The sequence below is a fragment of the Pseudomonas sp. DWP2-2 genome (assembly GCF_049897065.1).
Lineage (GTDB): Bacteria > Pseudomonadota > Gammaproteobacteria > Pseudomonadales > Pseudomonadaceae > Aquipseudomonas > Aquipseudomonas paracarnis.
This window is the reverse complement of the sequence record NZ_JAFCVN010000003.1, coordinates 148,044-173,638: the sequence shown is the minus strand read 5'-3', so window position 1 is coordinate 173,638 and position 25,595 is coordinate 148,044. Positions and strand designations below refer to the sequence as shown.

General features: G+C 61.8%; 20 protein-coding genes. 12 read left to right on the top strand and 8 right to left on the bottom strand.

Annotated elements, in window-relative coordinates:
• Positions 1-39: 39 nt before the first annotated feature.
• From mgrA to epsC, 3 genes are all read right to left on the bottom strand, one after another.
• Positions 40-1,077: an L-glyceraldehyde 3-phosphate reductase gene (gene mgrA / locus ACP7CZ_RS08280; protein WP_034125489.1), complete on the bottom strand. Its 1,038-nt coding sequence runs from the start codon at positions 1,075-1,077 to the stop codon at positions 40-42.
• Positions 1,078-1,204: 127 nt separating this feature from the next.
• Positions 1,205-3,166: a choline transporter BetT gene (gene betT, locus ACP7CZ_RS08275; RefSeq protein ID WP_167514232.1), complete on the bottom strand. Its 1,962-nt coding sequence runs from the start codon at positions 3,164-3,166 to the stop codon at positions 1,205-1,207.
• A gap of 399 nt (positions 3,167-3,565) precedes the next feature.
• Positions 3,566-4,492 carry a serine O-acetyltransferase EpsC gene (gene epsC, locus ACP7CZ_RS08270; protein ID WP_014716464.1) on the bottom strand — a complete coding sequence of 309 codons (927 nt, stop codon included), beginning with the start codon at positions 4,490-4,492 and terminating at the stop codon, positions 3,566-3,568.
• A 166-nt stretch (positions 4,493-4,658) separates the two neighbouring features.
• Between epsC and ACP7CZ_RS08265 the strand changes: the two genes are divergently transcribed.
• The 11 genes from ACP7CZ_RS08265 (at position 4,659) to ACP7CZ_RS08215 (ending at position 15,932) form a co-directional block, all read left to right on the top strand.
• On the top strand, positions 4,659-5,654 hold the full coding sequence (locus ACP7CZ_RS08265) for a D-cysteine desulfhydrase (protein WP_034125487.1): 996 nt from the start codon (positions 4,659-4,661) through the stop codon (positions 5,652-5,654).
• 189 nt (positions 5,655-5,843) lie between these two features.
• Positions 5,844-6,638 (top strand): cystine ABC transporter substrate-binding protein, encoded by a 795-nt coding sequence (gene tcyJ, locus ACP7CZ_RS08260; RefSeq protein WP_014716462.1) that lies wholly within the window; start codon positions 5,844-5,846, stop codon positions 6,636-6,638.
• Positions 6,638-7,303 carry a cystine ABC transporter permease gene (tcyL, locus tag ACP7CZ_RS08255; protein WP_003187646.1) on the top strand — a complete coding sequence of 222 codons (666 nt, stop codon included), beginning with the start codon at positions 6,638-6,640 and terminating at the stop codon, positions 7,301-7,303. The genes tcyJ and tcyL overlap by 1 nt, the downstream gene beginning before the upstream one ends.
• A gap of 3 nt (positions 7,304-7,306) precedes the next feature.
• Positions 7,307-8,053 (top strand): L-cystine ABC transporter ATP-binding protein TcyN, encoded by a 747-nt coding sequence (tcyN, locus tag ACP7CZ_RS08250; protein WP_014716461.1) that lies wholly within the window; start codon positions 7,307-7,309, stop codon positions 8,051-8,053.
• A gap of 371 nt (positions 8,054-8,424) precedes the next feature.
• Complete coding sequence (locus ACP7CZ_RS08245; RefSeq protein WP_034125486.1) at positions 8,425-9,213, top strand: hypothetical protein; 789 nt, start codon at positions 8,425-8,427, stop codon at positions 9,211-9,213.
• Between the two features lie 185 nt (positions 9,214-9,398).
• On the top strand, positions 9,399-10,640 hold the full coding sequence (locus tag ACP7CZ_RS08240) for an SfnB family sulfur acquisition oxidoreductase (RefSeq protein WP_181124517.1): 1,242 nt from the start codon (positions 9,399-9,401) through the stop codon (positions 10,638-10,640).
• A gap of 40 nt (positions 10,641-10,680) precedes the next feature.
• Positions 10,681-11,874, top strand: coding sequence for an SfnB family sulfur acquisition oxidoreductase (locus tag ACP7CZ_RS08235; RefSeq protein WP_054920299.1), 1,194 nt, complete (start codon positions 10,681-10,683; stop codon positions 11,872-11,874).
• Complete coding sequence (locus ACP7CZ_RS08230; protein WP_294172981.1) at positions 11,874-13,232, top strand: LLM class flavin-dependent oxidoreductase; 1,359 nt, start codon at positions 11,874-11,876, stop codon at positions 13,230-13,232. Before ACP7CZ_RS08235 ends, ACP7CZ_RS08230 begins: the two co-directional genes overlap by 1 nt.
• Before the next feature lie 138 nt (positions 13,233-13,370).
• The gene (locus tag ACP7CZ_RS08225) at positions 13,371-14,186 is read left to right on the top strand and encodes a MetQ/NlpA family ABC transporter substrate-binding protein (RefSeq protein WP_054896665.1); all 816 of its coding nucleotides are present in this window, start codon (positions 13,371-13,373) and stop codon (positions 14,184-14,186) included.
• Positions 14,183-15,298 carry a methionine ABC transporter ATP-binding protein gene (locus ACP7CZ_RS08220; protein WP_236455061.1) on the top strand — a complete coding sequence of 372 codons (1,116 nt, stop codon included), beginning with the start codon at positions 14,183-14,185 and terminating at the stop codon, positions 15,296-15,298. The genes ACP7CZ_RS08225 and ACP7CZ_RS08220 overlap by 4 nt, the downstream gene beginning before the upstream one ends.
• Positions 15,288-15,932 (top strand): methionine ABC transporter permease, encoded by a 645-nt coding sequence (locus ACP7CZ_RS08215; RefSeq protein ID WP_003187635.1) that lies wholly within the window; start codon positions 15,288-15,290, stop codon positions 15,930-15,932. The genes ACP7CZ_RS08220 and ACP7CZ_RS08215 overlap by 11 nt, the downstream gene beginning before the upstream one ends.
• Positions 15,933-15,934: 2 nt before the next feature.
• Here the strand turns inward: ACP7CZ_RS08215 and ACP7CZ_RS08210 are convergent, their stop codons facing one another.
• Positions 15,935-17,038 carry a hypothetical protein gene (locus tag ACP7CZ_RS08210; protein WP_294173000.1) on the bottom strand — a complete coding sequence of 368 codons (1,104 nt, stop codon included), beginning with the start codon at positions 17,036-17,038 and terminating at the stop codon, positions 15,935-15,937.
• A 176-nt stretch (positions 17,039-17,214) separates the two neighbouring features.
• Between ACP7CZ_RS08210 and ACP7CZ_RS08205 the strand changes: the two genes are divergently transcribed.
• The gene (locus ACP7CZ_RS08205) at positions 17,215-17,841 is read left to right on the top strand and encodes a class I SAM-dependent methyltransferase (RefSeq protein ID WP_060772801.1); all 627 of its coding nucleotides are present in this window, start codon (positions 17,215-17,217) and stop codon (positions 17,839-17,841) included.
• Positions 17,842-17,949: 108 nt separating this feature from the next.
• Here ACP7CZ_RS08205 and ACP7CZ_RS08200 read toward each other — a convergent pair whose 3' ends face one another.
• From ACP7CZ_RS08200 to ACP7CZ_RS08185, 4 genes are all read right to left on the bottom strand, one after another.
• A complete protein-coding gene (locus ACP7CZ_RS08200) occupies positions 17,950-20,139 on the bottom strand; it encodes a glycoside hydrolase (protein WP_294173008.1) in 2,190 nt (729 codons plus the stop codon).
• 244 nt (positions 20,140-20,383) lie between these two features.
• Complete coding sequence (locus tag ACP7CZ_RS08195) at positions 20,384-23,449, bottom strand: efflux RND transporter permease subunit (protein WP_294173010.1); 3,066 nt, start codon at positions 23,447-23,449, stop codon at positions 20,384-20,386.
• Positions 23,446-24,516 carry an efflux RND transporter periplasmic adaptor subunit gene (locus tag ACP7CZ_RS08190; protein ID WP_054920307.1) on the bottom strand — a complete coding sequence of 357 codons (1,071 nt, stop codon included), beginning with the start codon at positions 24,514-24,516 and terminating at the stop codon, positions 23,446-23,448. Before ACP7CZ_RS08190 ends, ACP7CZ_RS08195 begins: the two co-directional genes overlap by 4 nt.
• Positions 24,513-25,595 (bottom strand): efflux RND transporter periplasmic adaptor subunit, encoded by a 1,083-nt coding sequence (locus tag ACP7CZ_RS08185; protein WP_070415489.1) that lies wholly within the window; start codon positions 25,593-25,595, stop codon positions 24,513-24,515. Before ACP7CZ_RS08185 ends, ACP7CZ_RS08190 begins: the two co-directional genes overlap by 4 nt.

Below are 25,595 nucleotides of genomic sequence, written 5' to 3'. Positions count from 1 at the left end.
CCACGCAGAGCGTGGGAACGATCACCCAGTGGTATAAGGTTATTCAGCGGTGGATGGCTTTTCCCACAGGTTGATCCCACCTTCCTGCGCAAACCGATCAATCTCCGCCAGTTCTTCTGCACTGAAGCTCAAGTTCTTCAACGCCCCGACGTTCTCGATAATCTGCTCCGGCCGGCTTGCGCCGATCAGCGCACTGGTTACCCGTGGATCACGTAACGTCCACGCCAGCGCCAACTGGGCCAGGCTCTGGCCACGGCGCTTGGCGATTTCGTTCAGGCCGCGTACATGGGCGATGTTGGCTTCGGACAGGTGCTGGGCCTGCAACGAGCCACCACCCGGACGATTGACCCGCGCATCGGCCGGTACCCCGTTGAGGTATTTATCGGTCAACAAACCCTGGGCCAGCGGCGTGAAGGCGATCACCCCGGCGCCGAGTTCTTCAGTGGTGTCCAGCAGGTCTTTTTCCACCCAACGGTTGAGCAGGTTGTAGGCCGGCTGGTGGATCAACAACGGCACTTTCCACTCGTTGAGCAACGCTGCGATTTCGCGGGTTTTAACCCCGGAGTAAGACGAGATACCGATGTACAACGCCTTGCCTTGCTGCACGGCGGTGGCCAGGGCGCTGGCGGTCTCTTCCAGGGGCGTGTCGGGGTCGAAACGGTGCGAGTAGAAAATATCCACATAATCGACGCCAAGGCGTTGCAGGCTCTGGTCCAGGCTCGCCAATACGTATTTACGCGAACCGCCACCCTGGCCGTAAGGACCGGGCCACATGTCCCAACCGGCTTTGCTGGAAATGATCAATTCGTCGCGGTAGTGCTTGAAGTCTTCACGCAGCAACCGGCCGAAGTTGATCTCGGCGCTGCCGTAAGGCGGGCCGTAGTTGTTGGCCAGGTCGAAGTGGTTGATACCCAGGTCGAACGCCGTGCGCAGCAATGCGCGCTGGGTGTCGATCGGGGTGCTGTCACCAAAGTTGTGCCACAACCCCAGGGACAGGGCTGGTAGCACCAATCCACTGCGGCCTACGCGGCGATAAGGAATAGATTCATAGCGGTTTTCGGCAGCAATGTACGTCATCGAATCCTCTCTTGATCTAGGGCAAATAAGGCCCGGGAATAGGCATATTCCCGGGCCTTTTAAGCAGCTGAATCGCTTAAGTCTGCCTCTTCCTTTTACAGCAAAGACCTACTTGAGAGGAACGCTATCAGCGCACCATGTGCAAGAACTGCAGATGGCGCTCGTACTGGTCGAGGATGTCATTGATGATCTGCTCCTTGGTGTAGCCCACCAGGTCATAGTCCTGGCTGCCCTCACTCAAGTGCACTTCGGCCCGATAGTAGCGGCGGTTGTTGATCTCTTTCTTGCCAATGCCGCCCAAGGCGAACGACGGTGTGAAATAGCCACGCATCTGCACCTGGTAGATGAACGGACGTTCTTCGCCATGGCCGATTTCGAGGCTGACGCTGTCGTTGGACGGGTCGGGCTGGGTCACCACCGTAAGGCCCTTCTCGACAAACACTGCGGTCACTTCTTCAATCGCCGGGCGCACCGTGGTGTCGAGGAAACGGTATACCTCATCGCGGGATGGGAAATGCACCGCCTGGCTCAAACGCTGGCGCCAGCCGCCTCGGCCTTTGCGCGAAGCGGAGATCGGTGCCAGGGAATGCAACTGCGCGATCTGCTTTTGCGACTCCAGGTAGAACGCCTTGTGCAGCCCCCACATCATCAGCAGCAGGATCAGCGAGAAGGGCAGCGAGGTCAGTACCACCGCAGACTTGAGCGAGTCGATACTGCCGGCGAACAGCAAGGCACTGGTGACCAGGGCGGTCATCGCGCCCCAGAACACACGCAGCCACTTCGGCCCGTCTTCATCCGCGTTGCCGCCTTTGGACGAGAGGGTGGACAGCACCACAGTGCCGGAGTCAGCCGAGGTCACGAAGAACACAAAGCTGATGAACACCGTGACCGCGATCACCGTCTTGCTCCACGGGTAGGTTTCCAGCAGCAGGTAGAGGCTCATCGATGGGTCATCTATCGCCGACTGGCCCAGTGCAGCCATGCCATGGTTGAGCACCTGGTCGATGGCGCTGTTACCGAAGATCGACATCCACGCCAGGGTGAAGCCCAGTGGAATCAGCAGCACGCCAAACACGAACTCGCGGATGGTACGACCACGGGAAATGCGCGCGATAAACAGGCCCACGAACGGCGACCATGCGATCCACCAGGCCCAGTAGAACACCGTCCAGCCGCCCAGCCAGTCGCTCGGCTTGTTGTAGGCGTACACATCAAAACTCTTGGTGGGCAGCGCCCCCAGATAGTCACCGATGTTCTGGATCAAGGTGTTGAGCAGGTGCTGGGTAGGCCCGGCGAACAACACGAACAGCAGCAGCGCACAGGCCAGCAGCATGTTGATGTCGGACATCACCCGCACGCCCTTGTCGACGCCGGCCACGGCCACGATGATCGCCGCGCCCATCATCAGGGTGATCAGGCCCACCTGGATCCACTGGGTATGGGCAATGCCAAACAGGTAGTCCAGGCCAGAGTTGAGGTGCAGTACGCCAAAGCCCATGTCGGCGCCCAGGCCGAACACCGTGGCAATGATGCCAAAGCCATCCACGGCGTAACCGATAGGGCCATTGATGCGCTTGCCGATCAGCGGGTACAGCGCCGAGCGCAACGCCAGCGGCAGGTTATGCCGGTAGGCGAAATACGCCAGGGCCATGCCGACAAACGCGAACACGCCCCAGCCATGCAGGCCCCAGTGCAGGAACAACACCTGCATGGCCTGGCGCGCCGCATCGGCGTTCATTGCTTCGCCCTGGGGCGGCTGCACCAAGTGCGTCAACGGCTCCGAGACGCAAAAGAAAAACAGCGTGATGCTGATCCCGGCGGCGAACAACATGCCGGCCCAGGACAGGTAACTGAATTCGGGCTCGTCGTGGTCGGCACCGAGTTTTATCTTGCCGTAGCCCGATAGCGCGGTGACCACCACGAAGACCAGATACAGCGTCATCGCCAGCATGTAGTACCAGCCGACCGTGTTGGCCGCCCAGTTTTGCGCCGCCAGCAGCCAGGCACCGGCCTGTTGCGGGATAGCGATGACCGTGATGCCGAACAGCAGGATGACGGTGGCGGCAAAGTAGAAAACGGGCGCATTCATGCGCACCATGCCGCTGGAAGGGGTGGACGATGCACTCATGAACGATGCACCTCAAGGTTGCGGGATATGGCTGTAAAAAACGGACTCAGCAAAGGTAAGCCTCCTGTTGTGAGCGGGCAGCGAACCACCGGTTTAACTTGAACGAACGTTCAAGTTAAACATGAATAGGCGGTCTTGGACTAATCGCAGGGCTGAGTGGTAGGTGTTTCCTACACTAGCTCAGGGATTGGTATGACGCGTGGAGGAGACGAATCGTTCAGCAACCCGACGGTGAAATACATACGAAATGTGGGAGCTGGCTTGCCTGCGATAGCGCTGGGTCAGCCACCCATCTGTTGACTGATACACCGCTATCGCAGGCAAGCCAGCTCCCACACTGACCGGCGTTTGACTCAGGTATTACTTCTGCGCCCCATCATCATGCTGCAAGTTCGCCTGGGTGATATTCGCCCCGGCCGGCACGCTGCGGGTCAGCCACACATTGCCGCCGATGGTCGAACCCTGGCCAATGGTGATCCGCCCCAGGATCGTCGCCCCGGCGTAAATCACCACATCATCTTCAACAATAGGGTGACGCGGGTGGCCTTTCTGCAATTGCCCATCTTCATCCGCCGGAAAGCGTTTGGCGCCCAATGTCACGGCCTGGTAGATGCGCACGCGCTCGCCGATGATCGCGGTCTCGCCAATCACCACGCCTGTGCCGTGGTCGATAAAGAAACTCGGGCCGATCTGTGCGCCGGGGTGGATATCAATACCGGTGGCCGAGTGGGCGATTTCCGCACTGATCCGCGCCAGCAGCGGCAGGCCGGCGCGGTACAGGTGGTGGGCCAGGCGATGATGGATCACCGCCAGGATGCCCGGGTAGCACAACAGCACCTCATCCACACTGCGTGCGGCCGGGTCGCCGTGGTAGGCGGCCAGTACGTCGGTGTCCAGCAGGCTGCGCAAGGATGGCAACGCCAGCGCGAAATCCTGGATCAGGCGAATGGCGTGGGCGTTGACTTCGCTGTCGTCCTCACCGCTCTGGCGCGCGGCATAGCGCAACTCCAGGCGCGCCTGGGCGAGCAAGGCGTTGAGCGCGACGTCGAGGGTATGGCCCACGTAGAAGTCTTCGCTTTCTTCGCGCAAGTCCGCAGGGCCCAGGCGCATCGGAAACAGGGCGCCGCACAAGGCCTCAAGAATCTGTGCCACCGCCTCGCGGGACGGCAACTCGCGGCCACCATGCTCGCCACTCAAGCGCCCATTGCGCGTTCGCCACTGGTCGCGGGCGCCGCGCAGCTGGCTGACGATGGTCTGCAATTGCCAATGACTGGAACGCTCACTCACGGTATTCACTCCTGACGAAATGGCCATCACTTTACGGTATGCACCCAGGCAGCTCTTAAGAACCAATGGTGTGGAGCTAAGAACCTTTAGTCATAAGCGATTGGCGGTTGCCCGATGAAAAGTGCCTGCCTATAGTCCCCCAATCACTCAGCCACCGTGCGTAACCATGATCAAACAACAGCTCGACCGTTTTAACCGTCTGGAACTACTGGGCAGTGCCACGGCCCTGGAAAAACTCGAGCGGCTGTCGGCTTGGCTGGGCAGGGACATCTACGTCAAACGTGATGACACCACGCCGCTGGCCATGGGCGGCAACAAGCTGCGCAAACTCGAATACCTGGCCGCCGACGCCATCGCCCAGGGCGCCGACACCCTGGTCACCGCCGGCGCGATCCAGTCCAACCATGTGCGCCAGACCGCCGCGCTCGCCGCCAGGCTTGGCCTGGGCTGTGTTGCCCTGCTGGAAAACCCTACCGGCACCGACGACCCCAACTACCTGGGCAACGGCAATCGCCTGCTGCTGGAGCTGTTCGACGCCAAAGTGGAGCTGGTGGAAAACCTCGACAACGCCGACGACCAACTCAACGCCCTCGCCGACCGCCTGCGCAGTAACGGCAAGAAGCCGTACCTGGTGCCTATTGGCGGTTCCAATGCACTCGGCGCGCTGGGCTACGTGCGCGCCGGGCTGGAGTTGGCCGCGCAAATTGAAGACAGCGGCATTCAATTCGCCGCCGTGGTGCTCGCCTCTGGCAGTGCGGGTACCCACAGCGGCCTGGCCCTGGCCTTGAGCGAAGCACTGCCGCAGCTGCCAGTGATCGGCATCACGGTGTCGCGCTCCGAGCAAGCGCAATTCCCGAAAGTGCAGGGCCTGGCCGAACGCACTGCCGAGTTGCTCGGTGTGGCTATCCCCGACGCCTTCAAGGTCACCCTGTGGGACGAGTATTTCGGGCCGCGGTATGGCGAGCCAAACGCTGGCACCCTCTCGGCGATCAAACTTTTGGCCAGCCAGGAAGGTCTGTTGCTGGACCCGGTGTATACCGGCAAGGCCATGGCCGGTTTGCTCGACGGCATCGGGCGCCAGCGCTTTGAAGAGGGGCCGATCATTTTCCTGCATACCGGTGGCGCGCCGGCATTGTTTGCCTATGACTCAGTATTCAACTGATTGAATACTGTCGATGTGGGAGGTGTACATATTTCTAAAAAGAATATGAAATTGTATTTTTATTATTTTCAAGACTTAAAAACCCACCTTATCATCGCGCCGAAGGCGAAGACGCGCTTCGCGCTTTAGGGCAGGATACGACTACCGCGTCACCTGCTTCGCTCACCATAAAAAACACAGGGGCTCTCCATGACTATTTCTGCATTTCGTCGCACGCTGTTGGTTGGCACTTTGGGCCTCGCGCTTGGCGCTGGCTGGTTGGGCCAGGCGGTTGCCGGCGAGCAATTGAACACCATCAAGAAGGCCGGCGAGATCAAGATCGGCCTGGAAGGCACCTACCCGCCGTTCAGCTTTGTCGATGAAAGCGGCAAACTCAGCGGTTTCGAAGTGGAACTGTCCGAGGCGCTGGCCAAGGAGCTGGGCGTCAAGGTCAAGCTGCAAGCCACCCCTTGGGACGGCATCCTCGCCGCGCTGGAATCCAAGCGCCTGGACGCCGTGGTCAACCAGGTGACCATCTCCGAAGAGCGCAAGAAAAAGTATGACTTCTCCAAGCCTTACACCGTGTCCGGCATCCAGGCGCTGGTGCTGAAAAAGAACGTCGACTCGATCAAGAAAGCCGACGACCTGGCCGGCAAGAAAGTCGGTGTGGGCCTGGGCACCAACTACGAACAATGGCTCAAGGACAACCAACCAAAAGCCATTATCAAGACCTACAACGACGACCCGACCAAGTTCCAGGACCTGCGCATCGGCCGTATCGACGCCATCCTGATCGACCGCCTGGCCGCCCTGGAATACGCCAAGAAAGCCCCCGACACCGCCGCTGCCGGCGACGCCTTCTCCCGTCAGGAATCCGGTATCGCCCTGCGCAAAGGTGAGCCCGAGCTGCTCGATGCGGTGAACAAGGCTCTGGACAAACTGCGCGCCGACGGCACGTTGAAGACGCTGTCCGAGAAGTACTTCAACGCTGACGTCACGCAATAATGGAAGCAGGTTTCCAACTCGCGCTGGACTCCGCGCCCTTTCTGCTCAAGGGCGCGTACTACACGGTAATCCTCAGCCTGGGCGGGATGTTTTTCGGCCTGCTGCTGGGCTTCGGCCTGGCCTTGATGCGCCTCTCGCGCTTCAAGCTCTTGAGCTGGACCGCCCGGGTCTACGTGTCGTTCTTTCGCGGCACGCCGTTGCTGGTGCAGCTGTTCCTGATCTACTACGGCTTGCCGCAAGTGGGCATCGAGCTGGACCCGATCCCGGCCGCCATGATCGGCTTTTCGCTGAACATGGCTGCCTATGCGTGTGAAATCCTGCGGGCCGCCATCGCCTCCATCGAGCGTGGCCAGTGGGAAGCTGCTGCCAGTATCGGTATGACCCGTGCGCAGACGTTGCGCAGGGCCATCCTGCCCCAGGCGATGCGCACGGCGTTGCCGCCTTTGGGTAACAGCTTTATTTCACTGGTCAAGGACACGGCGCTGGCCGCCACCATCCAGGTGCCCGAGCTGTTCCGCCAGGCCCAACTGGTGTCGGCACGTACCTTCGAAATTTTCACCATGTATCTGTCCGCGGCCCTGATCTACTGGATCCTGGCGAGCATCCTGGCGCATCTGCAAAATCGTCTGGAAGACCGGGTCAACCGGCATGACTTGGAGTCTTGAAGCATGATCGTGGTTGAAAAACTGACCAAGCAATTCAACGGCCAGGTGGTGCTCAACGGCATCGACCTGGAGGTCAAGGAAGGCGAAGTGGTCGCCATCATCGGCCCCAGCGGTTCGGGCAAGACCACCTTCCTGCGCTGCCTGAACTTCCTCGAAGAACCCACCAGCGGCCGTATCAAGGTGGGTGACATCGAGATCGACAGCAGCAGGCCGCTCAACCAGCAACAGGGCCTGGTGCGGCGCCTGCGCCAGCATGTGGGATTTGTGTTCCAGAACTTCAACCTGTTCCCCCACCGCACCGCGCTGGAAAACGTCATCGAAGGCCCGATTGTGGTCAAGAAGATGCCACGGGAAGCGGCGGCCGAACTGGGGCGCAAGCTGTTGGCCAGGGTCGGCCTGGCGGGCAAGGAAGCGTCGTACCCGCGGCGCCTGTCCGGCGGCCAGCAACAGCGTGTGGCGATTGCCCGCGCATTGGCCATGGAGCCGGAGGTGATCCTGTTCGACGAACCCACCTCGGCCCTCGACCCGGAACTGGTGGGCGAAGTCCTGGCGACCATTCGCAGCCTGGCCGAAGAAAACCGCACCATGGTCATCGTCACCCACGAGATGAGCTTTGCCCGTGATGTGGCCAACCGGGTGATCTTTTTCGACAAGGGCGTGATCGTCGAACAGGGCGAAGCCAAGGCGCTGTTTGCCAACCCCAGGGAAGAACGTACCAAGCAGTTCCTGAGCAAATTCCTCGCCCACTGACGTTCTGTGTGGGAGCTGGCTTGCCTGCGATGCAAGCGCCTCGGTGTAGCAGTCAAAATGGGGAGATGCTGTCGCAGGCAAGCCAGCTCCCACATAAGCCAGGCCCTACAGGGAGTCGCCATTCCAACCCGTAAAAGACCCTGCCGCCTGCCTCTTGAAATCCCCCTCCCCGTCAGACCCGTCTGAATCTCGCCAAACCCGCCGTTTAGCCCTTTGCCTCCATTGACGCTCCTTGGCCAACCCTCTTATCTAGCGCCTTGAGGATTGGATCCTATCCCGGCTACTGACTGAATCGTGCCTTTCGAACCCCCTTGCGCCTGTGCGTCCAGGTTTCGGAACGATTGCTGCTGGCTGCATCAAGGAGATTACTTATGACACACACTCAAACCCCGGCCACGCTCAGTGCCCCAAGGCTTCCCCAGGCTATTGGAAACGGCATCAGCGCCCTGGCCTCCGCCCACTTGCAGGTCGATATTTCACCCTACCCGAGCATGGAAGAAGGCGACCTGATCGAACTGTTCTGGAACAACTGCTTCGCCGCCTCGCGCAAGGTGACGGCCTGCAGGATCGGCACGTGTACCCACTTATGCGTACCGCAGAGCTTTGTGCAGGACGGACCGGCACGCGTCCATTACCAGGTCTTGCAGATCGGCCATGGCCCGATGCGCTCGGCGGTGACGCTGGTGCGGGTCAAAACCAGCTATCCGGGCGGTCAGCCTTCGCCGCGCCTGAACCCTGAAGGCGACACTGAAAACCAGAATCTGGCGCCGGTGAACTTGCCCGAGACGATTCGCCGCCACGGCGTCAACAGCAGCCAGGTAAGGCGCGGCATTCCGCTGACCATCGAGCCTTACCTGAACATGAGCACGGGCGATGCCATTACGTTGCGCTGGGGCGATGTACGCTTGGACCTGCCCCGCATCCAAGCCAACAGCGTCGGCCTGGCGGTGCGGGTGTGGGTGCCGCCCCACGTGATTGTCGAAGCCGGCGACGACTGCCGGTTGGAAGTCACCTACTGCATTCTCGACCGCGTGGGTAACAACTCCCGCTGGGCGCCCGCCCGCACGCTGCGCATCGCCGCCTGCACACCGCCCCGCCCTGCCTCGCCCGCACCGGGCTATCAACCGCGTCGCTTCGGTTCACCCTGTGAACCGGGGTGACAGCCCTTCTATGCATATTCCTAAAAGTTAGTTTATTTAAACAATTAACACGCTTAGGGTATATGCACCGGACCACCGGACATTCCTGATTTTTCTGTTTATTTCATTGAATGCGAGGTCGGTATGGTCAGAATTACCCCGGTGCGCAACGCCAGGGCATTGCGTGCAGCCAAGGAGCGGCGCTGATGTCTAACTTGGCTCTAACACCCCCCCAGAGTGATCTGGACGTAGCCCCCCTGCTGTTGCCCGCCACGGTGTTGCGCAACGACGCCCAAGCACTGAGTGCAGCCCACGAACTGGCCCAGGCTGCACGCCTGCACGCCGCCCAGCGCGACCAGCAACGCAAACTGCCCTGGGCGCAGATCGAACAGTTCACCCGCAGCGGCTTGGGCAGTATTTCCATTCCCCGGGAATACGGCGGCCCACAGGTGTCGTTTGTGACCCTGGCCGAAGTCTTCGCGATCATCAGCGCAGCCGACCCGGCACTCGGGCAGATCCCGCAGAACCATTTCGGCATCTTGTACGTATTGCAGGGCACCGCGACCGAGCGTCAGAAAAAGCAGCTGTTCCAGAGCGTGCTCGACGGCTGGCGCATCGGCAACGGCGGCCCGGAACGCGGCACCAAAAATACCCTGGAGCTCAAGGCACGCATTACGGCCGAAGGTGATGGGTACGTGGTCAGCGGCCAGAAGTTCTACTCCACCGGCGCACTGTTTGCTCACTGGGTCGCCATAAAAGCGTTGAACGATGACGGCAAGCAAGTCATGGCCTTCGTGCGGCGCGGCAGCGAGGGGCTGCGCATCGTCGATGACTGGTCGGGCTTTGGCCAACGCACCACCGCCAGCGGTACCGTCTTGCTTGATCGCGTGGCCGTGGAGCCGGGCCTGGTCATCGACAACTGGCGCCTGGGCGAAAGCCCGAATATTCAGGGGGCCGTGTCGCAACTGATCCAGGCCGCCATCGACGCTGGCATCGCCCGAGGCGCCCTCGACGATGCCATTGCCTTCGTGCGTGAACGCTCACGCCCGTGGATCGACGCCAAGGTCGAACGGGCCAGCGACGACCTGTATGTGATCGCTGATATCGGCAAGCTGAAGATCGAACTGCACGCCGCCGAAGCCCTGCTGCGCAAGGCCGGCCAGGTGCTTGACCAGGTCAGCGCCGCGCCGATCACCGCGCAGTCCGCCGCCCACGCCTCGATTGCCGTGGCCGAGGCCAAGGTGCTGACCACCGAAGTGGCGTTACAAGTCACCGAGAAGCTCTTTGAACTGGCCGGCAGCCGCGCCACCCTGGCCGAATTCAACCTTGACCGTCACTGGCGCAACGCCCGGGTGCACACCCTGCACGACCCGGTGCGCTGGAAGTACCACGCCATCGGCGCCTATCGGCTCAACGGCACCTTGCCGGCTCGTCATTCGTGGATTTAACCAACCAGAACACTTTTTCCACGAGCTTCTGGAGAAACTCATGACCCTTTCTCACCCCGTCGCGGTCATCACCAGCGACGAACAAGCGCTTATTGTCGCCAGCGATCTTGCTGAAGACTTGCGCCGCAACAGCGCCCAACGCGACCGCGAACGCCGCCTGCCATTGCCCGAACTGGACGTGTTTTCCCGCTCTGGCCTGTGGGGCATCAGCGTGCCCAAGGCCTACGGTGGCGCGGGCGTGTCCAACGTCACCCTGGCCAAGGTCATCGCACTGATCGCCCAGGCCGATGGCTCGTTGGGCCAGATTCCGCAAAACCATTTCTATGCCCTCGAAGTACTGCGCGTGAACGGCAGCCCCGAACAGCAGCAACGCCTGTACGCCGAGGTGTTGGCCGGCCAACGCTTTGGCAACGCCTTGGCGGAGCTGGGCACCAAGACCGCCCACGACCGCATTACCAGCCTCACCCGCGACGGCGACGGTTTTCGCATCAACGGGCGCAAGTTCTACGCCACCGGCGCGATCTACGCCCAGCGCATCCCCACTTCGGTGGTGGATGCAAATGGCGTGCAGCAACTGGCCTTCGTACCGCGTGACAGCGAGGGACTGACGGTGATCGACGACTGGAGCGGCTTCGGCCAGCGCACTACCGGCAGCGGCTCGGTAGTGTTCGACAACGTGTGGGTCGCGGCGCAAGACGTGGTGCCGTTCCAGAGCGCTTTCGAACGCCCGACCACCGTCGGCCCGCTGGCGCAGATCCTCCACGCAGCCATCGACACCGGCATCGCCCGCGCGGCCTTTGAGGACGCCTTGCATTTTGTGCGCACCAAGACCCGCCCATGGATCGACGCCGACAACGACAAGGCCACCGAAGACCCGCTGACACTCAAGAGCTTCGGCCACCTGAGCAGCCGGCTGCACGCCGCCGAAGCCTTGCTGGAACGCTCGGGTGAATTCCTCGACCGCGCCCAGGCCGACAGCAATGCCCAGACCGTCGCCGCAGCCTCCATCGCCGTTGCCGAAGTACGCGCTCTGAGCACCGAGATCTCCCTGGCGGCCGGCAGCACCCTGTTCGAACTGGCTGGCAGCCAGGCGACCCTGGCCGAACACGGCCTGGACCGCCACTGGCGCAACGCCCGGGTGCACACCCTGCACGACCCGGTGCGCTGGAAATACCATGCGGTTGGCAACTACTACCTCAACGATGAAAACCCGCCGCTGCGGGGGACCATCTGATGAGCAAAAAAAAGATCCTGCTCAATGCTTTCAACATGAACTGCATCGGGCACATCAATCACGGTTTGTGGGCTCATCCACGAGACAACTCGACCGAGTACAAGACCCTCGAATACTGGACTGAACTGGCGAAGATCCTTGAACGCGGGTTGTTCGACGGTTTGTTCATCGCTGATATCGTCGGCGTGTATGACGTCTATCAGGACTCCATTGACGTGCCGCTCCAGGAGTCGATCCAGCTACCGGTCAACGACCCGCTGCTGCTGGTGTCGGCCATGGCCGCCGTCACCCAGCACCTTGGCTTCGGCCTTACCGCCAACCTCACCTATGAGCCGCCGTACCTGTTCGCACGGCGCATGTCGACGCTGGATCACCTGAGCCGTGGCCGGGTGGGTTGGAACATTGTCACCGGCTACCTCGACAGCGCCGCCAAGGCCATGGGCCTTACCGAACAGGTCGAGCATGACCGGCGCTACGACCAGGCCGATGAATACCTGCAGGTGTTGTACAAGCTCTGGGAAGGCAGCTGGGAAGACGACTCGGTGCGCAACGATCGCCAAGCGCGGGTGTATGCGCAACCGGGCAAGGTGCACAAGGTAGAGCACCACGGCGAGTTCTATCAGGTGGAGGGTTACCACCTGTGCGAGCCCTCGCCGCAGCGCACGCCGGTGCTGTTCCAGGCCGGCAGTTCCGAGCGCGGCTTGCTGTTCGCCGGGCGGCATGCCGAGTGCGTGTTTATCAGCGGGCAGAACAAGGCCGCGACCAAGCGCCAGGTGGACAAGGTGCGCGCCAGCGCAGTGGAGGCTGGGCGCAACCCGGACGACATCAAGGTGTTCATGGGCCTGAACGTCATCGTTGGCGCCACTGAAGCGTTGGCCTGGAACAAGCACGCCGAGTACCTCAGCTACGCCAGCGCGGAAGCCGGCGTGGCGCACTTCTCGGCCTCGACCGGGATTGATTTTGCCCAGTACGCGTTGGACGAACCGATCCAGTATGTCAAAAGCAACGCGATCCAGTCGGCCACCCAGAACCTGCAGAACAACGACTGGACCCGGCGCAAATTGCTTGAACAGCACGCCTTGGGCGGGCGCTATATCACCCTGGTGGGCTCGCCTGAACAGGTGGCCGATGAGCTGGAATCCTGGATCAGTGAAACCGGGCTGGATGGTTTCAACCTGACGCGCATTGTGACGCCGGAGAGCTATGTGGATTTCATTGAGCTGGTGATACCGGAGCTACAACGACGGGGCTCGTACAAGACGGAATATGCGCAGGGAACGCTGCGGGAAAAAGTCTTCCACGACACGGCTCGCTTACCCAACCAACACACCGGCTCTACCTACCGCCACATTGTTTGATCGTTCCCACGCTCCGCGTGGGAATGCCTCTTGGACGCTCTGCGTTCGCTTGTGGGACGCGGAGCGTCCCTGGCGGCATTACCACGCGGAGCGTGGGAACGATCTCGCTACCTAAGACCTTATGACTGGAAAACCACTATGAAAAAGACATTCCTAAACCACCCAGTCAAAGCACTGGCCCTGGCCTTCGGCTTATTCAGCTCGGCGGTATTTGCCGCCGACGCCCCGCTGAAAATCGGCACCACCGCTGCCTTCGCCATTCCGCTGGAAGCCGCCGTAGAAGAGGCCGGCAAGCAGGGCCTGAAGGTCGAACTGGTGGAGTTCACCGACTGGATCGCGCCCAACGTCAGCCTCGCCGCCGGCGATATCGACGTGAACTACTTTCAGCACATCCCCTTCCTTGAAAACGCCAAGGCCGCCGCCGGGTTTGACCTGGTGCCGTATGCGCCAGGCATCATCAATAACGTCGGGCTGTATTCGAAAAAGTACAAAAACTTCAACGAACTGCCCGCAGGCGCCAGCGTGGCGATTGCCAACGACCCGATCAACAGCGGTCGCGGCCTGCAACTGCTGGCCAAGGCCGGGCTGATCACCCTCAAGCCGGGCGTGGGCTACAAAGCCACCGAAGAAGACATCGTCGCCAACCCGAAAAACATCAAGATCCTGCAAGTGGAAGCGGTGCAACTGGTGCGCGCCTATGACGACGCTGATCTGGTGCAGGGCTACCCGGCGTACATCCGCCTGTCCAAGACCTTCGATGCCGAGTCGGCACTGTTGTTCGACGGCCTCGATCATCCGGAATACGTGATTCAGTTCGTCATCCAGCCCAAGAGCAAAACCGACCCACGGGTGATCAAGTTCGTCGATATCTACCAGCACTCGCCAGTGGTGCGTGCGGCTTTGGACAAGTCCCTCGGCAAGCTCTACCAGGTCGGCTGGGAAGCTAAACCATGAGTGCCGCCAACGCCCGATTGCACGATCTGGTCCCTGCACCCAGCCACGCCGAACAGACTGAACTGCACCCGGACTTGAACCGCGCCCATGTGCGGTTCATCAACCTGGGCAAAACCTATGACGGCACGGTGCACGCGCTGCAGGGCATTGACCTGGCGATCCAGCGTGGCGAAGTGTTCGGCATCATCGGCCGCAGCGGGGCCGGCAAGTCATCGCTGATCCGCACCATAAACCGCCTGGAACAACCCAGCAGCGGGCGTGTGCTGATCGACCAGGTGGACATCGGCAGCTTCGATGAAGACCATCTGGTGGCGCTGCGGCGACGCATCGGCATGATCTTCCAGCACTTCAACCTGATGTCAGCCAAGACCGTGTGGCAGAACGTCGAGTTGCCGCTCAAGGTCGCCGGTGTACCCCAGGCACAACGCGCACGAAAGGTGCATGAACTGCTGGAGCTGGTAGGCCTGCAAGACAAACACAAGGCGTACCCGGCGCAGCTGTCCGGCGGGCAGAAACAGCGCGTCGGCATCGCCCGCGCGCTGGTGCACGACCCCGAGATTCTGCTGTGCGACGAAGCCACCTCGGCCCTCGACCCGGAAACCACCCAGTCGATCCTCGGCCTGCTGCGCGAGATCAACCAGCGCCTGGGCCTGACCATCGTGCTGATTACCCATGAGATGGCGGTGATCCGCGACATCTGCGACCGCGTGGTGGTGCTGGAGCACGGGCGTATCGTCGAGCAAGGCCCGGTGTGGCAGGTGTTTGGCGATCCGCAACATGAGGTCAGCAAGACCCTGCTCGCACCGCTGCAACACGGCTTGCCGCCAGAGTTGCAAAGCCGCCTGCAACCCACGCCAGCCTCGGCCGACGCCGCACTGGTACTGCGCCTGCAGTTCACCGGCAGCGACACCCTGGAGCCAGACCTCGCGGCACTGTTCAGTGCCCTCGGCGGCCGTGTGCGTTTACTGCAAGGCGGCGTGGAACGCATCCAGGGGCATGCCTTGGGGCAACTGCTGCTGGCGGTGAATGGATCGCCGCACAACGCCGAAGAACTGCGCAAACGCGCGGCCAATTGGGCACAACAGGTGGAGGTGCTGGGCTATGTGGTTTGATCGTTTAGTGCAGGGCGCCATCGACACCTTGTTGATGGTGGGGGTGTCATCGCTGATCGCGCTGCTGGTGGGCATTCCGCTGGCGGTCTTCCTGGTCACCAGCGACAAGGGCGGCATCTACCAGGCACCGGCCCTTAACCGCGTGCTGGGAGCGTTCGTGAATCTGTTCCGCTCCATTCCGTTTCTGATCCTGATGGTGGCGCTGATCCCGTTCACGCGCCTGATCGTCGGCACCACCTATGGCGTCTGGGCGGCAGTGGTACCGCTAACCATCGCCGCCACACCGTTCTTTGCACGCATCGCCGAAGTCAGCCTGCGCGAGGTCGACCATGGCCTGATCGAAGCCGCGCAGGCCATGGGTTGCCGCCGCTGGCACATCATCTGGCATGTGCTGTTGCCAGAGGCGTTACCCGGCATCGTCGGCGGCTTCACCATCACCCTGGTGACCATGATCAACTCATCGGCCATGGCCGGGGCGATCGGCGCCGGTGGCCTGGGCGATATTGCCTACCGCTATGGCTACCAGCGCTTCGATACGCAGATCATGCTCACGGTGATTGTGCTGCTGGTGGTGCTAGTGGCGGTGATCCAGCTGAGCGGGGACCGATTGGCGCGGGTATTGAACAAGCGCTGACGTCACGGGCACTCATCCAATTGGGCAACGCTGGCACGGGGCACGAAGGTGATGGTTTTTTCCTTGGCCTGCCAGGGCCGCACGATGTAGCTGCCATCCGAGTCGGCCATCACTCGCAGTTTTACGCTGCGCTTGGGGTTGTCGGCGTCTACCAGCGCGCCGGGGACCTTGGCCTCTGCCGCCCAGGTCATCAAGGTACAAACACGCCCTCCCGAGGCGGAGCCTTGCAGCGGCAGGCCACCCAACTTGGCCCCGCTCGCCGGGATCAGCCCGAGCAAAACGATGAGCGCAAAGGCCACCAATGAGGCGAACGCCACCGGGTTTTTCTGGACGCGCATGCGCACCACCAAGCAGGCGGCGCTCCCCTGGATCAGGAACAGCACGGCCATTTCGGCGGCCATGAACGGCGCAAAGAACACGGCGCTGTCGGAGTACTCGCTGAAGGCGCGGGAGACCGGCACCGTCACCATCAAAATGACCATCATTTGAACGACCCCGGCGCCAGCACTGGCCAGCCAGAACTCGCCGGTCAGCTCACGCAGGGCAACATCGGCGGGACGCGCACGAATGATGATGCCGACATAAGCTACTACCGCCGCCATGATCGCCACGATCCAACTGAGCGTGAGCAACAACCCACTTTCGGCGTTCACGGACAGGTACACGGCGGACATCCAGAACACAAACATCACCAACAGGCTGGCCGCCCAATGTCCCAGTAACCTCCTGTGCTGGGCCGTCTCTTGCGGCGACTGCGGGCTGAGATTGAGTTGATCACTCAGGCGCACACCGGTGCCGTTCAGGCGCGTGAACAAGATGAACGTGGGCACCAGGATCGATGCACCCATCATGCCGATCACAAATACCAACATGGCGAACATAGCCGGCAAGGCAGTGAACGCCGACGCCGACAGGATACTCAGCGGCACCTTTTCCACCTGGATGTACTGGTACAGGTACAGGCCCGCCACCGAGAGAACCCCCACCGTCAGCGGCCAGGCACGCTCATTGAGCCACAACAGGCCATTGCTCAATCTCGTGGCGTATTGGTCGACCTTGTTCGGCGCGGTGTTGTCGCCAACGGGTGAACGTTTTTCCTCTTCCATGGATGTGTAGCCCTCTGCAAATGAGGGCCGAATCTTACCCACCATTTCCCGTGGCGGTCTGTCGGATGCGCGCACTGCGACCGCCATGAAGTGCCCTACAGCGGATACACGGTTTTCAACTCAAGAGTGGGCCGGGGTATAGTCCCGCTACCTCAGCCGCAGCCGTGCGCCATGCCATGAAACTTGCTCCCGACGACCTCAACCAGATCACCTCCACCACCCTGGGCCATTACAACAAGGTGGCCGAAGACTTCCGTGAAGGCACCCGCGATCACGATGTGAGCCAGAACATCGACGCGCTGCTGCGGCATATCCAGGGCACGCCGCCATTCACTGTGCTGGATTTCGGCTGTGGGCCAGGGCGGGATTTGCAGACGTTTACGCGCATGGGGCATATCGCCGTTGGCCTGGATGGCTCCGAGCGTTTTGCGCAGATGGCCCGCGAAGACAGCGGCTGTGAGGTGCTGCAGCAGGACTTTCTCAAGCTGGACCTGCCCGCCGAACGCTTCGATGGGGTGTTTGCCAATGCTGTGCTGTTTCATATTCCCAAGCAGGAGTTGCCCCGAGTGCTCAAAGAGCTGCACGGCGCGTTGAAGCCTGGGGGCGTGCTGTTCAGCTCCAACCCTCGGGGTGAGAACCAAGAGGGCTGGAATGGGCCGCGGTATGGCTCTTATCACGACCTGCAGGCGTGGCAGGCCTTGCTGACCGCGGCAGGGTTTGAAGAGTTGGAGCATTACTACCGGCCGGCCGGGTTGCCGCGGGAACAGCAGCCTTGGTTGGCGAGTGTGTGGCGTAAACTTTAGTACTGCATCGCCTGTACCTGCCTCATCGCAGGCAAGCCAGCTCCCACCTTTGGAATGCATTCCCCTGTGGGAGCGGGCTTGCCCGCGATGGCGCCGTAACGGGCAGCGTTATTTCACCTGATACACCACCGGCTCCTCCCCCTCCACAAGCACCGTCACACTGCGCCCGGCATACCCCTGTTTTTCCACCGCCGAGAAATTCGCCACCAGCCGCGTCCCATCGGCGAAGGTGGTTTGCTGCAGCTGTTTGTCCACCGTCAGCCAACGGAAACCAGTCATTTCCTGGGTCGCCAAGCGCTGGTGCAACGGCCGGAAGAAGCGGTCCTGGCGCTGAATAATCGGCAGCCGCGCCTTGAGCGTCGCAGCACTGAGGTGGTACAGCGGCGGCACGTTGTAGAGCAGTTGGGTCAGTTCATTGTCGCCCTGCACATTGCTCAGTTTGAGGCTGTCGAACAGCCAATGATGGGTGGTGATCACCGAGCCGTGGAACACCGCCTGATACAACGGCAGGCGCATCGTCGGTTCGAAATACAGCGTGCGAAACGGCTCCTTCAACGGCACCGATTTGAAGAACACCGCCGGTTGCTCCGTGGGGTACCAGTTGCCTACGAAGTACGGCGACTGCGGGTCATGGGTCATCTCGCGGTCACCCCAGCCGATCACCGGGGTCTGCATGCCGTGGGCAAACAGGATGCCCTGGGCGGTGATCGCGTTACCGTCTTCGGAGCCTGTGACCAGCTTCGGCACGGTGTTGATCCAGCGGGAGGCGTCGATATTGCCTTCGGCGTTTTGTGCCTGGGTCATGCTGGCGTTGCTGCGATAGCTGTCGAACAGCATGCTGGTGGCGTAAGCATCGAGAAACCAGGCATTGAAGCCAGCCTTGGCGTGTACCGCCTTCACCCGCGCCTCCAGCAGCGGCCGGACACACCGCGGGTCGGTGTAATGGCCGGACTTCTGGAAACCGGTTTTCAGCTTGCCGTCTTTCAACACGATCGCGCAGTCGCGATAGGCCTTGGCGCCCAAGTGGGCAGTGGTCCAATCGGGGTTTTCGGTGGCGGACAGGGCCGTTTCATAGGAGTCGTAAGGCGCCATCAGAAAACCGGCTTCCACCCCCGCGCGAATCGCTTCGGGATGCCAGAGACCACCCTCCCAACCTTCGCCCAAGGTCAGCAGAAGACGCTGCAGCCCGGCGTCGCGCAGGGTTTGAATCGTGCTACTGCCCCAGGTTTGCGGGCTGTCACTCAAGGCCCCCGCAAAGTCCACGGCCAGTTCACTGCGCAGCTCACCATAGCGGGCGGCAAGGCGGGTCATGTCGGGCTCTTCCACCTGCCAGGCCTGCCGGGCCTTGGTGTTGATCGCCGCGTTGAGACCGCGCAGCAGCACGGTTTGCTCATAGCGATTCAAGGGAGTGGACTGCGCCAGCAGCTGTGCGCTCTCTTTGTCCATCAGCGTCTTGAGTTCATGGCTGCGCAGCCGTTTGATCAATGTTGGCCAATCACGCACATCGCCCAGAGCCAGCAGGCCGTTGTCCCAGAGGTACACATGGCTGGCGCCCAGCAGCTTCTGGGCTTCGGGTGTTTGCCGCAGCTTGTCCGCCAACGGTTCATAGCGGCCCTGCTCCACCAGCCACTGGCGGTAGCGCTTGGCGCCAGCCAATGGGTCGGCATCGCCCAGGTACAGCCGCAGCGTCATCGGCGCATCAGGCGCCAGCGAGGTGAATTCATGGGCCGCGGAGAGGGCCAGGCCGTTGCCGTCGGCTTGCCATTGCAGGCGGTTGTTGTAGGGGTTGGTCAACAGCCAGTTCAACGTGAAGCCACCGTGATCCACGCCCCACAGCGGCAGGCTCAGGTCCTGGGTGGTATTGAACTCACCCCGCTCCAGCAGAAACGTCTTCCAGATGGCATTGCCGGCAGGCACGTAATGCCCCTCGGCCAAGGGCCAGATCAACCCTCGCCCCATGGCCTCGGCAGGCTGGCGCAGCAGGGCCAGCTCACCGGGCTCGCGGGCGTTGATGGTCAAGGCCAGGTCGCGCTGTTGCAGGCGGGCGGTCAGGCGATAGGCGCCGTTGTCCCATTGCCAAGTGGCTTGATCAGGCGTGTTCTGCAATTGGCTGACGGCATGCGCGGCCACACCGCTGGATGCCTGCACCGAAGTCTGGCCTGCGGGTGTCACGCGCAGCGCCAGGGTGGCGGGGTCGAGTTCGACGCGCCACAAGGCGTTTTCCAGTACGGTGGCGGCGAAGGCAGGCGGTGCAAGGAGCAACGCGCAAAACAGCAAGGTGAAACGCAGGCACTGCATGAGGACCGACCTGGGTTTGAAATGAGGACCAGAGGGTACAGCATGCAGTAGCGAGCCAGCACGACATGGGGATTTTTCAGAAACTTCACACAGCCTCAACCAGAATGAAGTTCCAAATGTGGGAGCTGGCTTGCCTGCGAAAGCGACAGTTCAGTCACAGATGCTGCGACTGACGCACCGCCTTCGCGGGCAAGCCCGCTCCCACAGGGGATCTGCGCTTAACTGGCAGCCCCCTCTCTCAGTGTTAATCCTGTTGTGGCTGATGTTCCTGTTTCGGCTCGCGAATCTTGTACCAGGCCACATACAGCGCCGGCAGAAACAGCAACGTCAGTAACGTCGCAATGATGATCCCGCCGATCATCGCGTAGGCCATCGGCCCCCAGAACACCTCCCGCGCAATCGGGATCATGCCCAGGCTCGCCGCCGCAGCCGTCAGCAGAATCGGCCGGCGCCTGTGCTCTGTGGCTTCCACCACCGCATCCCACGGCGTGTAGCCGGCCTCTTCGTACTCGTGGATCTGTGTGACCAGAATCACCGAGTTGCGGATGATGATGCCGATCAGCGCCAGGATCCCCAGGATCGCCACAAAGCCCATGGGCGTGCCCGTGGGGATCAACGCCAGCACCACGCCGATCAGCCCCAGTGGCGCGACGCTGGCCACCAGGAACATCTTCTGCACGCTGTGCAACTGGATCATCAGGAAGGTGGCCATCAGGAACAGCATCAACGGCACCACCTTGGCGATAGGTCCCTGAGCCTTGCCACTTTCTTCCACAGTGCCACCGGTGGCGACTTTATAGCCCACCGGCAAGCCTTCGCTGAATTTCTCGATGGTCGGCGCCAATTGCTTGACCAGGTCGGTCGGCTGCATCTCATCGCGCACCGCGGCCTTGATGGTAATCGTCGGCTTGCGGTCACGACGCCACACCAGCGGCTGCTCCAGTTCGTAACGCACCGTGGCAAAGGCCAGCAATGGAATCGAGGTGCCATTGGGCGTAACGATCTGCAGGTTCTGCAAGGTTTCCGGCGTACCGCGCTCGGCATCCTCGGCGCGGCCGACCACGTTGATCAGGTAGATATCGTCGTGCACCTGGGTCACCGCCGCGCCGCTGACCACGCTGTTCATCAACTGCGCCACGTCTTCCGACGAAAGCCCCAGTTGTCGCGCCTTGTCCTGGGCGATGTCGACGCGCAGCACTTTGCCCGGCTCGTTCCAGTCGTAGATGATCTCGCCCAGGTGGGTGTTCTGATCCAGCAAGGTCGCCAGTTCAATGGCGTGCTTGCGCACTTGGTCGGTGTCTTTACCAGAGACGCGGTACTGGATCGGCCGCCCGACCGGCGGGCCCATTTCCAGCGGCTGCACGTAGCTGCCGATACCGACAAAATCATCGCGCAAGCGTTGTTGCAGGCGGGCGATCAGGGCGCCACGCTCTTCCAGGCCCTTGCTCACAATCACCAGTTGCGCGTAGTAGGGGTTTTCCAACTGCTGGTCCAGCGGCAGGTAGAAACGAATCGCGCCCTGGCCGATGTAGGTGCTCCAACGGGCGATATCCGGGTCGTCCTTGATGATCGCTTCGAGGCGGTCTACCGCCTTGCGCGTCTCGTTGATCGAGGCGTTTTGCGGCAGGTTCAGGTCGACGAGAATTTCCGGACGGTCCGACGACGGGAAGAACTGGTTCTGCACAAATTGCATGGAAAACACCGAGGCCACGAACAGCGCCACGGTGATACCAATCGCCCACCAACGGTTGCGCATGGCCCACAGCATGCCGCCATTGAAGGCCCGGCCAATGCGCCCTGGCTCGGCGTTGTGCGGTTTCACATTGGCGCTGAGGATATGCACGCCGATCACCGGCGCAAACAGCACCGCCACCACCCACGACACCAGCATCGCCACGGCAATCACCGCGAACAAGGTAAAGGTGTACTCGCCCGCCGAACTGGCGTTGAGGCCAATCGGCACGAAGCCGGCCACGGTCACCAGCGTGCCGGTGAGCATCGGGAAGGCCGTGGAGGTATAGGCGTATGTCGCCGCCTGTTCCTTGGTTTCGCCTTTTTCCAGGCGCGTGATCATCATCTCCACGGTGATCATCGCGTCATCCACCAGCAGGCCGAGGGCGATGATCAATGCGCCCAGCGACACGCGCTGCATGGTGATGCCGCTGTATTCCATGAACACGAACACCAGCGCCAGCACCAACGGAATCGAGCACGCCACCACCAACCCGGCGCGCATGCCGAGGCTGATAAAGCTCACCACCAGCACGATGATCACCGCCTCGAACAACGCGCTGGTAAACCCGCCGACGGCTTCTTCCACCACTTCGGCCTGGTCGGACACCTTGTGCACGCCGACGCCCACCGGCAGGTCGGCGGTCAGCTCGTCCATGCGCCCGTGCAGGGCCTTGCCGAACGACTGGATATTGCCGCCCTTCTGCATGGCGATGGCCAAGCCAATCGCCGGTTTGCCGTTGAAGCGGAACATCGGCCGCGCCGGGTCCACATAGCCACGGCTGATGTCGGCAATATCCGCCAGCCGGTAGAAACGGTCATTGAGGCGCAGGTTGACGTTGGCCAGGTCTTTCTCCGAGGCGAACTGCCCGGAGGTGCGCACCGAAATCCGCTCCGGCCCAGCCTCGATTACCCCGGCCGGCGTTACCGCATTCTGCGATTGCAGGCTTTGCACGACCTGGCGCTGATCAATCCCCAGGGCCGCGAGTTTGCGCGTGGAGAAATTCAGGTAGATCACTTCGTCCTGCTGGCCGATCATTTCGACCTTGCCCAGCCCCGGTACCGAACGGATTTCGGCGCGCACCTGCTCCACGTAATCACGCAGCTGACGCATCGACAGGCCATCGCCGGTAAAGGCGTACACCGAGCCGAACACGTCACCGAATTCATCGTTGAACGACGGCCCCTGCAAACCCTGGGGGAAGGTGCCGCGGATATCATCGATCTTCTTGCGAACCTGGTACCAGATCTCCGGGATGGCCTTGGCGCTGGTGGTGTCCTTGAGGAACACGAACACCGTGGACTCGCCCGGCCGGGTGTAGCTTTTCACGTAGTCGAGGGAGTCGAGTTCCTCGAGTTTTTTCTCGATGCGGTCGGTGACCTGCTTGAGGGTTTCTTCCTGGGTCGCGCCCGGCCAGCGGGTCTGGATCACCATGGTCTTGATGGTGAACGACGGGTCTTCTTCACGGCCCAGGTTCATGTACGAGAACACGCCCATCAGCAGCGCGACGAACATCAGGTACCAGACGAAGGACTGATGCTTGAGGGCCCAGTCGGATAAGTTGAAGCTCCCTTTCATCGCGGGCTGTCCTCGTCGATTTTGACTTTTTGCCCAGGTTTCAGGCTGTTCACGCCGGCGGTGACAATGTGCTCGCCGGGTTTGACGCTGCCATTGAGCAAGGCGCTGTGAGCATCACGGCTGATAACCGTGACCTCGCGGGGTTGCACGGTCTGGCTCTGGGTGTCGAGCAGCCAGATACGGGTCTTGCCGTCGACTTCCTGCAAGGCGCTCAGTGGCAGTTCGATACGCGGGGCGATGGCGGTGCTCAAAGTCACGCTGATTGCCGTGCCCAGGCGGAACGCCGGCGGGGTTTCGGCCAGGCTCAGGCGTGCGCGACGGGTGCGCGTGGCGCTTTGGGCCTGAGGCTCGATCTCACGCACCACGGCAGTGGTGTGCACGCTGGGGTCCAGTTGGCCAGCGACCAGGAACACCACATCGGCAGGCAAGCGTTCAGCCAGGCCGGCGGGCAGGTCGATCACCGCTTCCTTGATGTCCGGACGGGCCAGGGTCACCACTTGCTGGCCGGCGCTGACTACTTGGCCGGCCTCGGCATTCCAGGCGGTGACGATGCCGGCATGGTCGGTGCGCAGTTCTGCGTAGTTGAGCTGATCCTTGGCCTGGTTGACCGAAGCACGGGCCTGGTCGAGGGTCGCCTGGGTGGTTTTCAGGTCGGTCTGGGCCACATCCAGCTGGGCCTGGGCGCCGACGCCACGGTTGAACAGCTCCTGTTGCCGCCGAGCGTTGGCCTGGGCGTTGATGAACTGCGCCTGTACGCGCGCCAGGTCGCCCTGGGCAGCGCGCAATTGGTTCTGCTGGTCGGTGGGGTCAAGCACGGCGAGCAGGGCGCCCTTCTCCACTTCGGCGCCGACATCCACAGCGCGACGGGCGATGCGGCCCGGCACACGGAAACCCAGGTTGCTTTCATAGCGGGCCTGGATGGTGCCGGCGAAACGGCCCAGGTTTTCCTGGTCTTCAGCCTTCACTTCCATGGACAGCACCGGGCGTATGGGTTCGGGCGGCGCCTCTTCCTTGGAGCAGGCCATCAGCAACAGGCTGGCGGCGACAATGAGCGTCAATTGCTTCATGGCTGCGCTCCGGGTTGGGCGATCTCGACGACCATGCCGGGGTGCAGTAATTGCCCACCGGCTATCACGACTTTTTCACCGCCTTTGAGGCCCTCGCCGATGATCACTTTGCCGGTGAGGTAGCGCGCCACGGTGACCTTGTGCAACTGCGCCTTGCCTTCGCCGTCCACCAGCCACACGGCTGGCTCGTTGAGGTCTTTGGTCAGCGCTGACCAAGGCAGCTCGATGCTCGCCTTGGCCGGGCCATTGGCGGTGGCGCTGACCACCGACCCCAGTTCCATGCCCTTGGGCAGGCTTTGCAGGGCGATCTTCACTTGGACGGTGCCGGTATTGGCGGCCACGGCGGGCGTGACTTCGCGGACTTTGCCCACGGCCTTGATGCTCGGGTTGTCCAGCAGGCTCACCGTAATCGGCGCGTCGGGCGGCGGCTCCACCAGCAAGGACTCATACACGTTGAACACGGCGTCACGTTCGCCATCGCGGGCGAGGCTGAAGATCGGCACGGTGGCCTGTACCACTTGGCCGACTTCGGCCTGGCGCGCCGTGATGATCCCCGAGGCATCGGCGATCAACGCGGTGTAGCCCAATTGTTCGCGGGCATTGGCCAACTGCGCCTGGGCGGCGGCCAGGGCACTTTGGCTGCTGCGCAGCGCGGCCTGGGCGGCGTCATATTCGCTGCGGCTGGTATAGCCTTTGGGCAGGAGTTTTTCCTGGCGCACAAAGGCGGCGGCGGTCTGCTTGACCCGCGCCTGTTCGGCCACGACCTGGGCCTGGGCCGAATCGACGTTGGTTTGCAGGTCCTTGGGGTCGAGCTTGGCCAGGACTTGCCTGGCTGTGACGCGGTCGCCCACGTCGACCATGCGCTGGATGATCTTGCCGCCCACGCGAAAGGACAGATCGGTTTGCACCCGCGCCTGGATATCACCGGTCAGCGTCACCGCCGCGGCAAAATCCGCCGACTGCACGGTTTGCACGAACACCCGTGAATGCTGCTTGGGCTCGGCCTTGTCTTGGCCACAGCCACTGAGCAGCCCCAGGAGGCCAAGGCTGAAAATAAATGTCGAGGTGCGACCGCCCAT